General features: G+C 42.6%; 9 protein-coding genes. 3 read left to right on the forward strand and 6 right to left on the reverse strand.

The features are described from left to right. The gene (gene thiM / locus NI461_RS07620; protein ID WP_174659619.1) at positions 1 to 834 is read left to right on the forward strand and encodes a hydroxyethylthiazole kinase; all 834 of its coding nucleotides are present in this window, start codon (positions 1 to 3) and stop codon (positions 832 to 834) included. A gap of 281 nt (positions 835 to 1,115) precedes the next feature. Here thiM and NI461_RS07625 read toward each other — a convergent pair whose 3' ends face one another. Further along, positions 1,116 to 2,642, reverse strand: coding sequence for a TerC family protein (locus NI461_RS07625; RefSeq protein ID WP_174659618.1), 1,527 nt, complete (start codon positions 2,640 to 2,642; stop codon positions 1,116 to 1,118). A gap of 785 nt (positions 2,643 to 3,427) precedes the next feature. Here NI461_RS07625 and NI461_RS07630 point away from each other — a divergent pair. After that, positions 3,428 to 3,892 carry a MarR family winged helix-turn-helix transcriptional regulator gene (locus NI461_RS07630; RefSeq protein WP_151205119.1) on the forward strand — a complete coding sequence of 155 codons (465 nt, stop codon included), beginning with the start codon at positions 3,428 to 3,430 and terminating at the stop codon, positions 3,890 to 3,892. A gap of 76 nt (positions 3,893 to 3,968) precedes the next feature. Here NI461_RS07630 and NI461_RS07635 read toward each other — a convergent pair whose 3' ends face one another. The 5 genes from NI461_RS07635 to NI461_RS07655 form a co-directional block, all read right to left on the reverse strand. Further along, on the reverse strand, positions 3,969 to 4,631 hold the full coding sequence (locus NI461_RS07635; protein ID WP_174659617.1) for an SOS response-associated peptidase: 663 nt from the start codon (positions 4,629 to 4,631) through the stop codon (positions 3,969 to 3,971). Positions 4,632 to 4,714: 83 nt separating this feature from the next. Continuing rightward, positions 4,715 to 6,160, reverse strand: coding sequence for an aldehyde dehydrogenase family protein (locus NI461_RS07640; protein ID WP_174659616.1), 1,446 nt, complete (start codon positions 6,158 to 6,160; stop codon positions 4,715 to 4,717). Positions 6,161 to 6,309: 149 nt separating this feature from the next. Continuing rightward, complete coding sequence (locus tag NI461_RS07645) at positions 6,310 to 8,475, reverse strand: malate synthase G (protein ID WP_174659615.1); 2,166 nt, start codon at positions 8,473 to 8,475, stop codon at positions 6,310 to 6,312. 368 nt (positions 8,476 to 8,843) lie between these two features. Further along, a complete protein-coding gene (zapE, locus tag NI461_RS07650; RefSeq protein WP_151205116.1) occupies positions 8,844 to 9,995 on the reverse strand; it encodes a cell division protein ZapE in 1,152 nt (383 codons plus the stop codon). A gap of 84 nt (positions 9,996 to 10,079) precedes the next feature. Next, entirely contained in the window at positions 10,080 to 11,087 is a 1,008-nt protein-coding gene (locus NI461_RS07655; protein WP_174659614.1) for an AraC family transcriptional regulator, read from the reverse strand. A 157-nt stretch (positions 11,088 to 11,244) separates the two neighbouring features. On the opposite strand from NI461_RS07655, the gene NI461_RS07660 reads away from it, so the two are divergent. Next, positions 11,245 to 12,753 (forward strand): NAD(P)/FAD-dependent oxidoreductase, encoded by a 1,509-nt coding sequence (locus NI461_RS07660; protein WP_174659613.1) that lies wholly within the window; start codon positions 11,245 to 11,247, stop codon positions 12,751 to 12,753. Positions 12,754 to 12,768: the final 15 nt, after the last annotated feature.

The raw sequence follows: 12,768 nt of genomic DNA on the forward strand, positions 1-12,768 counted from the left end.
ATGAATACGTCTTCATCCCACTTAGAGCACATGCTTCTTGAGCAGATCTGTGAAGCCTGGCATCAACTTCAGCAAGAGCAGCCTCTGGTTCATATTATGACCAATGTGGTGGCCAGTAATTATGTGGCTAACGTCCTGCTCGCAGCAAATGCTTCACCGGCCATGATTGACAATCCCTATGAGGCTGAAAGTTTTATCAACATTGCAGCTGCACTTAGTCTGAATCTGGGGACACCGACCAGCGAACAGGTCGAGGCCATGCAAATCGCTGCGCGTACAGCCCATAGCTTAGGCAAGCCCTGGGTACTGGACCCGGTCGGTTATGGATCAGTATTACATTGGCGTTCGGCAGTCGTGGATCAGCTTATCAACGATCAGCCGACGATTCTACGCGGCAATGCTTCAGAAATTGGCAGCATGGCTGGCAAGAAGACTGAATCCAAAGGCGTAGGCAGCACCGTAGATAGTGCCGAGGTTTATTTACAAGCCCAATGTCTGCTTGAACAAACCCCATGTATCGCGATTTCAGGTGAGTCAGATTATATTATTTCCAGAGACTATCCGGTGCTTCAGGTACTTGGTGGCTCATACTTGCAACCCCGCGTGACGGCGACAGGATGTGCGCTGGGTGCCTTGATTGCCGCATATAGCGCCGTGGCGGCGCCGGTGATTGCTGCCTTGGCTGCCCATGTACATTTTTCGATTGCAGGTCAACGGGCTTTTCAAACATCCCGGCAGCTTGGACACTTCAATGTCGCTTTTCTGAATGAAATTCATCAGCTTAATATCGATAGCATGAGCCAGCAGGCCAATTTTAAAATTTTGCATCCTTAAAACCAGATTAGCCAGGAGGTTGGCTGCTCTCAGGCAAGTTCATGCTGTATAGCAAGTCACTTCCTATCAAGCAATCCCTAAAACTTAATGGCCAATTCAGGCCAAATAGTTCTAAGTGGATTCTGTAAAATACTGAAATAAGGATTATCTATCTTTTAAACCCATACTCCAGTTTATCTTTCCTGATAGGACGGTCTTCTTTAAATACCTGGATATAAAAAAACCAGCTGTCATGACGACAACTGGCTGGTTTGACTTATTGATAGTAGCTATTTAGCAGCCTATCCAACCGGGTAATGAATACTCACCGTCTTAATCCGGTTATTTTCGACGTCAGTCACCTTGAACTGGATACCCTGATAGTTCAATTCCGTCCCTACTTCAACCGCAGTATGGGTTTTGTCCAGAATCAGACCTGCAACACTGATATAGCCCGAATCTTCCTCAATCAGATCCATCAGGCCCAGCTCAAGTTCAAGCTGATAAAGATCCAGCATGCCTGAAGCTTTCCAGTGATTCTCATCAATTTTTACCAGATCTAGCTGCTCATCAGCATCCGGGAATTCACCAGCAATTGCCTCAAAGACATCCAGCGGTGAAATCAACCCCTGTACATGTCCAAATTCATCACTGACCAGTACCAGAGAGCCTTTCGAGGCACGTAAGGTATTGATTGCATCAATCACTTTCATGCGTTCAAAAATATAGATCGGACGATGACGCTTGATTAAGGCTTTGAACTCCTCCGGCTCATCCAGAACATCTAACAGCTCTTTGGCGCGTACTACGCTCAGGACTTTATCCAGCCCACCACGGCATACCGGAAAGAGACTATGTGGCACCGACAGAATTTTTTCCCGGATTTCTTCAGGACTGTCATCCAGGTTGACCCAGGAAATCTGGTTGCGCGGTGTCATAATTGAGGCCACAGAACGCTCGGCAAGTGTTAAAACACCTCCAATCATATAGCGTTCTTCATCTGCAAAGGCTTCTTGTGCCTCATTTTTTTCAGTTCCCGTAGTTTCAATACGCCCGCCCATCAACTTGAGAATAGAGTCTGCAGTACGGTGACGTAAGGGAATTTTAGCTTCATGTTTAGCAACATTACGCTGGCTAAACTGATTGAATGCTTCAATAGCAATTGCCACGCCAATACCAGAATAGATATAACCTTTCGGAATATGGAAGCCAAAACCTTCGGCAATCAAGCTGATTCCAATTAATAGCAGGAAGCTGAGACACAGAATAACCACAGTCGGATGCTGGTTCACGAAAGTAGTTAATGGCTTAGATGCAAATAGCATGACGCCCATCGCAATCACCATCGCGGCCATCATGATGTAGATATTATCAACCATGCCGATGGCAGTAATCACCGAGTCCAGAGAGAATACAGCATCGAGAATCACAATCTGAACCACAACAGCACTAAAACTTGCGTAGGCTACATTTGTTGTAACTTTAAGCTCAGGCTTTCCTTCAACTTTTTCATGCAGTTCCCCCACAGCTTTATAGACCAGGAATAAACCACCGAAAAGTAAAATCAGATCACGTCCAGAAAATGTTAAATCAGATATTTGAATTAATGGCCGGGTCAGGGTGACCAGCCATGAAATTGCAAATAACAGCCCCAAACGCATAAACAAGGCCAGAGACAGGCCTATCACACGTGCCTTGTCTCGCTGCTCAGGAGGTAATTTTTCCGCCAGAATCGCAACAAAGACCAGGTTATCAATACCTAAAACTATTTCAAGAATAACAAGTGTTATTAAACCTACCCAAATTCCGGGATCTAATAAAAACTCCATTAGACACCCACCCCATTTGAGTCATTCAGAGAACAAGATGGAAGATGAGCACACGGCGAAGGATCCATTCAATTTTAACCTTTTTAACTTAGATTCCCACATTATGCATAAAATCAGAATTCTATGACCAATTAATTTACACAAAATTTACACGAGATTTACCAGAAATTTTCTCCTCCAGCCCTCTTTAAGCTGCTTTTTAACCGACAAATTTATTTTCTAAATAACTTATTACAATTTTTTTTAAAAGCTTTTATCTATTGAATAAAGTACCAAACTGATCGGGTGTGTTCGATAAAAGATCTTATTAAGAACGGATTTTTCTATGCTCGTAAAAAAATTACTGACTCATCAGTTCAATCTTTTCAGCAAAGAAAAAATTCCGACGAAGTCATACTTCCATTCCTATTTACATGAATAACATTATTTTTTTTAAAGAATAGAGGCTTTATATACAGGCTAGAATACTGATTTAATATATTTTTCTTATATCAAAAAGCTTGAAATTTGCACATATTATTGATTAAGATAACGTCTAATTTTTTGGGGGCTAATCCGTGAAAAATCTGATGTCGTTTGGTCTGTGATTACACTTTTAATTGATTAAGCATCGGAACCGCCCTGAATTCTTGGGATTAAAGCAATTTATAAATAGTTTGGTTTTTATATTAAGAAGCTCTTAAAAAATGCCAAACAATTAACATTTTCTAAATAAAGGTTGAAACACATATAAACTTTTTCATAAAATGTTAATGCTTTAAAACAATAAATAAAAGGAACACTTTATGACTAAAAAATATGCAAAATTTCTACCTTGTGCCGACGACTTTAACCTGGAAAATTTTCCTTATTACTGGGTCACTCAAGTGCATGCGCAATATGTATTAAATGTAGACCACGCGCTGAAAAAATATGGGGTAGATAACTCGCGTCGCCGTATTCTTCTGGCTCTAAAGTCCAAACCCCATGCCAGCGTGTCCGATCTCTCTGAAATGGTGGTATCGAAAATGTCGACCACCACCAAGATCGTTTATCGACTCAAAGATGAAGGTTTAGTAGAAACTTATTCTTGTGAAGATGATGCGCGTATCACACGTGTCGTACTCACAGAAAAAGGGATGCAAATGACTCACAAGATTAACGACCTGACCAATGTGGTACTTGAACAGTCTTTTGATGGGCTTACTCCACTGCAAATTGAAAAGACCATAGAAAGCTTACGTCATATTTTTAAAAATTTGGCTCGTTAAACTGTTGTTCTTTCTTGTCTAGTGGACGAAATCAATAACTATAATAATGCACGATACGTCACGAGTTGCTAGAATTTCAAGAATCAAAAAAGTTCAGTTGCAAACTATCTTTCTTGATTCTTTCTTTTGGCACATGTGAGCATTCAAATTCTTCGACTGGAAAGCCTTCTACAAAGCTGCGTATATCAGCATGCTTCAAGCTTAGCCATTCCTCCAAACGCTCATGTGGAATCACAATCACGGAGCGTTTAATATTGCCCGGCTCATGAAAGTCTTTCATCATAGGATGGTCGATTGCATCCATGGTAAGCATGGTGGCAGAGCGCACCACTTCATTCTGTATCCGTGCAATTTCATACAGCGCTGCAATAAAGGTCGCTTTGCCATCTTTACGCCTTACTCCCCAACGCTGCGGTTTATGATCAAAGTATTTTGACTCATAAAACTCTGATACTGGAATCACCCCAAATTTGCACTTTGCTGTTGCCTCGGCAAAAGTCGGTTTTTGTAATAAGGTTTCATTTCTTGCATTGTAGGTTTTCAGCCCAATTGTTTTATCTTCTGCCCATTTGGGAATTAAACCAAAATTTACTGAACGCCATTCTAAAGCCTGGCCAGAATTAAATAACAAAGGCACAGCATAATTGGGATACACTTCCTCAGAATATTCAAAAGGAATTTCCGGCAATCCCAAATCATGTAATTGTTCTATAGTTAAAGGCTTAAAATTGGCGCACATAGCTCACTGAACGTAATTTCTCTCTTGCTAATTATAAGCCATGTTTTGCCTGAAAACCTGTAGTGATTTTATACAGCTTCGTATTATACATTAGGTAGTGTAACCCACTGGGTACGGGTAAATTCCTCAAAAATCCAGCGTCCATTAAACCGCCCCAGGCCGGAGTTTTTTTCACCACCGAAAGGAGCATTTGGCTGGTCAGCCACCGTTATTCCATTGATATGGCTCATACCAATATCTAACTGTGCCACAAAGTCCAGACCGCGTTCCATATTCGAGGTACATACCGCACTGGACAGGCCAAAACGGGTATCATTCGCCAGTTCTAAAGCATGAGCCTCATTACGGGCTTTCAGGATCGGTAAAATAGGTCCAAAACTTTCCTCCTGTGCCAGTTCTGTTTCAGGTGCGACTTGAGTAAAAACATGTGGATAAACCAGATTCCCCTCAATTCCCCCCTCATAAACCAGCTGGGCGCCCTGTTCTTTGCCTCTTTGAATCAAGTGCTGATGTTTCTTGACTTGACTCTGGTTAATAATCGGCCCAATCAGAGTTTCAGGCAGATTAGGATCCCCGACAGGAATAGTTTTAATCCGCTCAAGCAGTTTTTCTACATATACATCATGAAGCGAAGCATCCACAATGACACGATTGGTGCTCATGCAGATTTGCCCTTGATGAATAAAACGTCCCATTACGGTTAACTCAACCGCCAGATCCACGTCAGCATCATCCAGAATCACCAAAGGGGCATTTCCACCCAACTCCAGCGCTATCCGTTTTATTCTGCTACTGGCTAAAGCCTTGGCGCCTACATTTTGTCCGACTTCGGTAGAGCCAGTAAAAGAAATCATTTTGGGCACCGAATGCTCAACAAAATAATCACCAATTTCGCTGCCTGCACCCGCAATAATATTCAGCACTCCTGCAGGAACACCGGCTTCTTCAAATAATTTTCCGAGTAATGTTCCACCTGTCACTGGCGTATCACTTGCCGGTTTGAGCACTACAGTATTACCACAGGCAATTGCTGTTGCGACAGAACGCATAGATAAATGAAATGGAAAATTCCAGGGACTAATTACCCCAATGACCCCCAAAGGCTTGCGCAATACCCAGCTTTTACGTTGCGGATCCTGGCTTTGCAACTCTTCAGTCTGCAACTGATCTGGAAAACTTTGGCTTTCTTTAATCATGCCCAAAGCCGCTTCGACTTCAAGACCCGCTTTTAGACGGGTACTACCGGATTCAACAATCAGCCAGTCAATGATTTCTTCACGGCGTAACTGAATAATCTGGTGCAGTTTATGCAAAACATCCTGACGCAATTGCACTGATTTCAGCGCAGCTTCCTGAAAAGCCTTAATTGCAGCAGTATAGGCAGCATCCACATCTGCCGTACTGGCTGCCTGTAAATTAAAAATAAGATCCTGCGTATAAGGATTAAGGTTTTGAATAATTTTTTGTGAGCGGCCTGGCTGCCATTTTCCTGCAATAAACTGCTGATCCAGAGCTGTATAATGTACCATTCTGTTACCTATTGTTTTTGATCTCTCTGCTTACTTTATCAGAACAGTTTGGCTTTGCCAGTTCATTTCCTTTTGGCTAGGTTAGCGTTCTCCCATTCCACTCAGGCATAAAAAAAGCCCCCGAAGAGGCTTTTTTAAATTAACAGGGATTAATCACCTGTATAACCTTTAAGTTTCAAACGTGCTGCGTGTAATAGCGGCTCTGTATAACCTGAAGGCTGTTCGCCTCCTTTAAAGATCAAGTCAGAAGCTGCCTGGAACGCAATATTGTTTGCAAAGTCGGCTGACATTGGCGTATACAGTGGATCATTGGCATTTTGCTCATCCACAATTTTTGCCATGCGCTGCATCACATCTTCAACCTGCTCACGCGTTACGATACCGTGACGTAACCAGTTCGCTACGTGCTGGGAAGAAATACGTAAAGTTGCACGATCTTCCATCAGGCCCACATTATTAATGTCTGGCACTTTAGAACAGCCTACACCCAGATCAACCCAACGAACCACATAACCCAAGATACCCTGACAGTTATTTTCCAGTTCTTTCAGCTTCTCTTCTTCAGACCAGTTAGTGTCAGTCGCAAGAGGTGGGGTTAACAAGTCATCGAGTGGCAATGCTTCAGTTGACAGTAATTCCTGCTGGCGGTCTGCCACATTGATTTGATGATAGTGAATTGCGTGAATGACTGCACCAGTAGGAGACGGAACCCATGCACAACTTGCACCTGCTTCTGGATGCTCACTCTTGGTTTTGTACATGTCTAGCAGCATGTCCGGTTTTGGCCACATGCCTTTACCAATTTGCGCTTTACCACGTAAACCGGTTTGCAGACCCACCATCACGTTACGATTTTCGTATGCTGGGAACCAGATTTGACCTTTCACTTCACCCTTACGAACGAATGGACCCGCTTCCATAAAGGTATGAATTTCATCACCGGTACGGTCCATGAAACCTGTATTAATGAAGATCGTGCGATCTTTAGCTTGCGCAATACAGTTTTTCAGGTTGACAGATGTACGGCGCTCTTCATCCATAATCCCGATTTTCAGGGTTTTTGCAGGAAGACCGAGTGCCTGTTCAGCACGCTCAAACAGCTCAACCGCAAATGCAACCTCTTCAGGACCATGCATTTTTGGCTTCACAATGTACATAGAACCTTTGCGTGAGTTCTTGATCGTGTTTTCACCTTTGATGTCTGCAAAAGACAGCAATGGCGTAATTAACGCATCCATGATGCCTTCGTAAATTTCAGCACCATCAACCAGAATCGCCGGGTTAGTCATTAGATGACCTACGTTACGAAGTAACATTAATGAACGGCCATGAAGCTTGGTCTCACCGCCTTCCAGGTTTTTGAATGTACGGTCAGCATTTAATTTACGAGTAATGGTCTTGCCATTTTTCTCGATAGACTCTTCCAGCGTACCTTTCATCAGGCCTAACCAGTTACGGTAGCCTTCAACTTTCTCTTCTGCATCTACGGCCGCGATAGAATCTTCTAAATCCTGAATAGTTGTTACCGCAGCTTCAAGAACAATGTCTTTTACGCCGGCTGCATCTGCCTGACCAATCTGGCTATCTGCATCAATCTGGATAATTGCGTGCAGGCCATTATTTCTTAATACGATTTCAGATGGTGACGCTGCTTCGCCATTAAAGCCAACAAATTGTGCTGCATTTGCAAGAGTGGTCGTTGAACCATCTTTTAAACTAACAACCAGCTTGTCGCCTTCAACCGCATATTGCGTAGCCTCTGCATGTGAGCCTTGTGCCAGTGGGAAAGTTTCATTCAGGAAGTTTTTCGCGAATGCAATAACCTTCTCACCACGTTTAGGGTTATAGCCTTTACCTTTTTCAGCTCCATCTTCTTCAGAGATGACGTCAAAGCCATAGAGTGCATCATATAATGAACCCCAGCGCGCATTGGCTGCGTTCAGGCAGTAACGTGCATTACGTACTGGAACCACCAGCTGCGGGCCTGCCAGTACTGCAATCTCTTCGTCTACGTTTTCAGTGCTGATGCGGAAATCTTCTACTTCTGGTAGCAAGTAGCCAATTTCAGTCAAGAAAGCTTTGTAAGCTTGTAATTCAAATGTGTTATTGCGATGCCATTCATCAATTTTAGCCTGAATCTCATCACGCTTAGCCAAAAGTGCTTTGTTTTTAGGGCTAAGATCAACAACGACTTGTTCAAAGTTTTTCCAGTAGGTTTCACTGTCCAAACCAGAACCTGGTAGTGCTTCATTTTCGATAAAATCGTAAAGTTCTTTAGCAATCGCTAACTTGCCTTTTTGAATACGTGCAGTCATTGTCTTTCCTGATATTGCTACTTTTTATACAAGAGATTCTAGTATACCGATTAAAATCTAGCTGAATAGTATTATCACATTGCTAAATACCGAGCATTTTTCCAATATGAATACCCTCATCATATTCATATAAGATCGTATTTAATTCGTGGATCTATCATTCTGCTAAATACCCTAATGACAGTGTATAAAGTTTTTGAAATGGAGACATTAGACTTAAGTTCAGATTTTTGAATAAAAGTTGTCCGTTCTTTTTATACAAGGTCATATTTAGATCAAGATTAAGCCATGTTTAATCGCGGTTGTCGACTCTTTCAAATTTTATGCTGATAAAAAAAGTGCCGGTTGAAGACCAGCACTTTTGACTTTTATTCAGGCTCACTTGAGGCAATTTTTTCAATCTGGCGATGCTCTGAGCACAGATATTCATCCGACTGCATCTCTAGTAGACGTGAACGGGTCCGTTCAATTTCAAAGGCCAGCTTCTCACCTTGGTAAATATCAATGATATTATCCTCCGAGGTGAGCAGCAATTTGACTCCACGGTCATAAAATTCATCGACCAGATAAATAAAACGGCGGGTTCCGTCGTTCAGGAAATCGGTTAAATGCGGCACATTACTGACCAGCACAGTATTATAAATATTGGAGATTTCAATAAAGTCAGCCGGACTGCGCGGTTTTAGACACAACTCTGAAAATTCACACCATAATACGTCTTCAGTATGTGCCACTGTTTCTACGATACGATTATTGATAATAATCGGTTCCTGAGATTGAACCTGGGTCTGGGTCAAGGCCTTAAAGCGTTGAGCCATCCAGTTTTTATTTTCATGCGTTAATGGATATTTAAATAGCTGTGCCTGCTTTAGCACACGCAGACGGTAATCCACGCCTGCATCGACATTTAGAATCACACAATTTTTCTTGACCAATTCAATCGTAGGCAAAAAGCGATCACGGTGAATGCCGTTTTTATATAGACCATCCGGTGCAATATTGGAAGTTGCCACCAAGGTAATCCCACGCTCAAAGAGTTTCTGAAACAAATCGCTCAGAATCATGGCATCCGTAACGTTGGATACAAAAAACTCATCAAAACAGATAATGACCGCTTCTTTATAAATTTGATCGGCCACGGAATCTAATGGATTACGCTGGCCCGATAATTTGTTTAATTCACGATGTACATATTGCATGAAATGATGAAAGTGCATGCGAGTTTTGCGGCGAAATGGAATCGACTCATAAAACTGATCCATCAACCAGGTTTTTCCACGTCCCACACCGCCCCACATATATACCCCTTTGGGTGCAGTTTGGCGACGAAAACGGCGAAAGGCTTTTTTAGACGCCTTAAAACGCTGTATCAATTCCAGCCAGACACGGTTCAATTCATGTACTGCCATGGCCTGTGCATCATCCGGCATAAACTGCCCCGAAGATAAAGCCTGCGCATAACGTTCTGCAGGAGAAATCGGATTAAAAGCGGTACTGTGCTGAGAATTAAAATCGGACATAAAATTTCGTACTATTTAGGATCAATTTAATTATAGCGAAGTTCAATGGTCACGCTATAACACTTTGGCATAAACAAACTTAGGCTATTTTACATATTGTCGCGGACTTTGCCCAAACCAGCGCTTAAACGCATGATTAAAAGCCGCCGGCTCAGAATAGCCCAAGAGCTCTGCAATCATTTCAATGGAATACTGTTTATACTCAATTAACCGCAAAGCTTTGTCTTTAATAATCTCTTCTCGAATCTGCTTATAACTGGTCCCCACTTGCTGTAACTGATGGCGCAAGGTGCGCTCAGGAATACTCAGGGCTTGTGCAGTTTCTGCCATTGTCGGCATCATCCCGTTTTGCAACTCCAGATAATCTTGTACCCGCTGTACCACAGTCGGTGTATTTTCATCTTCATGCAAACGCTGCACTTCGGCCAGACATTTAGCTTCATAGAGTGCAAAAGTCACTGCATCCTCTGAAGGAATCCTGATATCCAATACCGCTTCATCAAACCAGAATGCAGCACTTGTACTCGAATACTGAAGCTGCGGACCATAATAGTCACGGTACATTTTCTGGATATCAGGATTTTCCGGCTGGGCAAATGGCAGCTCGACCTTTAGATCAGGCCTGGCCAATCCCATCATTCTGTAAATATCCTGAATAAACTTATAAGTTCCTGAAATTTCACATTGGGCACGAAGTTGACCCAGGGGGGTCAGTAAATCTTCAGGCTGATAACACAACGCCACCGCATGCGCTGAACGCTTCAGGCTTAAATGTCCTGTCAGATGTGTCAAACCCTGATATTCAATGCCTTTTTTAAGCACCGTAGCGATATTATCACTGGTCACCAGCAACATCAGCAAAGGTCCATAGCCAGCAAGTGCATAATGTTGTCCAATTTCCAGGCCTGCCTCTGCTGCAACAGATTCACCAATCACCCTGAACACATCTTTTTCAAGCTCAGGATGAATCACAGCTGCAGGATCAAGAGCATCTGCATGTATACCAATACCCTGCAAACGCTCATCCACATCTACGCCTGCCTTGCGCATTCCCTGAATTATATACAGTAAACCCAGAATTGATCTTTTCATAAGTTTTTCAAATTCAGAACGTCTTTTATTTTTTACTATATTAAGGCACAGTTGCAAATTGCCGAATATATCAATATTAATGTCATCGGCATCATGTTATCGCGCTAGAAACTCTATTATGCTGGGTTAAAAATATGTATATCAGGAATATAAAAATATGCGAGATGCATCATCTACACAGAATATTCAAAAAACCACAATAGCAATTATAGGGGCTGGATTTGGTGGCCTTGGCATGGCCATACGCCTGCTCCAGTCAGGAATCAGAGACTTTATCATTCTTGAAAAAGCAGATGATGTCGGTGGAACATGGCGTGAAAACCAGTATCCCGGTGCAGCATGTGATGTACAGTCGCATCTGTATTCCCTGTCCTTTGCCCCGAAGACCGATTGGAGCAAACGTTATGCCGAAGCTCCTGAAATTTTTGCCTATATTCAGGATCTGGCTCAAAACTATAACCTGAAAAACTACTGTCAGTTTAACAGTGAGGTAAAATCGGCAAGCTATCAGGAAAATGACTGCGAATGGCATCTAGAACTAAACAATAATCGTAAAGTGATTGCTCAGTTCATGGTCTTGGCTTCGGGTCCCTTGCATGTACCTCAAATTCCTCATATCAAAGGCATTGAAAAATTTAAGGGTAAAGTATTCCACTCCTCCCACTGGGATCACGAATACAATCTGACTGACAAAAATGTAGCCTCAATTGGCACCGGTGGCAGTGCCATTCAGTACATTCCAAAAATTGCAGTTGAAGTCAAAAACCTGTATGTATTCCAGCGTACCGCAGCCTGGGTAATTCCACGTGATGAGCGGGTCTATCAGGCTCTGGATAAAAAGCTGTTCAGCCGCTTTGACTGGTTCCGAAAAATTCACCGTGCGCGGCTTTACTGGTCGAATGAATCGCGGGTTGTACCTATTGTTCAACCACAGATCATGAAATATGGACAGAAACTGGCTGAAGCGTTTATCCGTTATCAGGTCAAGAATAAGGCCACTGCAAAAAAACTGACCCCTGACTATATTATGGGATGTAAGCGCATCCTGATTTCCAACACCTACTTCCCGACCTTCAACCGTCCAAATGTTGAACTGATTACTGAAGGCATTCAGGAGGTTAGGGAAAATACTATTATTACCCAAGATGGGAAAGAACGTCCCATCGACTGCCTGATTTATGGGACTGGCTTTATTACCGATCCAAGAATCTATCTAAACTCCTTTGCATGTTATGGTCAAAATGGTCTTGAACTGAAAGATGCCTGGAAAACGGGAGCGGAAAGTTATTACGGCATCTGCACCAAAGGTTTCCCGAACCTGTTCCAATTGCTGGGTCCCAATACCATACTTGCGCACAACTCGGTTATTTTTATGATCGAATCCCAGATAAATTATATTCTACAGCTGATTCAGCTGGTAAAACGGACACAATGTGAAGCCATTGTGGTAAAAGACGACATTCAGGAACAGTTTAACCACGATATTCAGGAACAGCTAAAAGGTACAGTATGGCAATCGGGCTGCGTCAGCTGGTATCAGCAGGATGGTGGTAAAAACTTTGCCCTCTGGCCAACCTATACCTGGAAATACTGGTTACAGACCCGCAAACCAAATCCGGCAGCTTACAGATTGCTGAATAAATCTTCAGGAAACCGTGCAGCTTAAACATGATTTGGTCAT

The organism is Acinetobacter sp. S4400-12 (assembly GCF_024129495.1).
Taxonomy (GTDB): domain Bacteria; phylum Pseudomonadota; class Gammaproteobacteria; order Pseudomonadales; family Moraxellaceae; genus Acinetobacter; species Acinetobacter lwoffii_C.

Excerpts from the sequence above, each read along its gene's own strand:
- thiM (WP_174659619.1), top strand. The coding sequence starts at position 1 with ATGAATACGTCTTCATCCCACTTAGAGCACATGCTTCTTGAGCAGATC.
- NI461_RS07625 (WP_174659618.1), bottom strand. The coding sequence starts at position 2,642 with ATGGAGTTTTTATTAGATCCCGGAATTTGGGTAGGTTTAATAACACTT.
- NI461_RS07630 (WP_151205119.1), top strand. The coding sequence starts at position 3,428 with ATGACTAAAAAATATGCAAAATTTCTACCTTGTGCCGACGACTTTAAC.
- NI461_RS07635 (WP_174659617.1), bottom strand. The coding sequence starts at position 4,631 with ATGTGCGCCAATTTTAAGCCTTTAACTATAGAACAATTACATGATTTG.
- NI461_RS07640 (WP_174659616.1), bottom strand. The coding sequence starts at position 6,160 with ATGGTACATTATACAGCTCTGGATCAGCAGTTTATTGCAGGAAAATGG.
- NI461_RS07645 (WP_174659615.1), bottom strand. The coding sequence starts at position 8,475 with ATGACTGCACGTATTCAAAAAGGCAAGTTAGCGATTGCTAAAGAACTT.
- zapE (WP_151205116.1), bottom strand. The coding sequence starts at position 9,995 with ATGTCCGATTTTAATTCTCAGCACAGTACCGCTTTTAATCCGATTTCT.
- NI461_RS07655 (WP_174659614.1), bottom strand. The coding sequence starts at position 11,087 with ATGAAAAGATCAATTCTGGGTTTACTGTATATAATTCAGGGAATGCGC.
- NI461_RS07660 (WP_174659613.1), top strand. The coding sequence starts at position 11,245 with ATGCGAGATGCATCATCTACACAGAATATTCAAAAAACCACAATAGCA.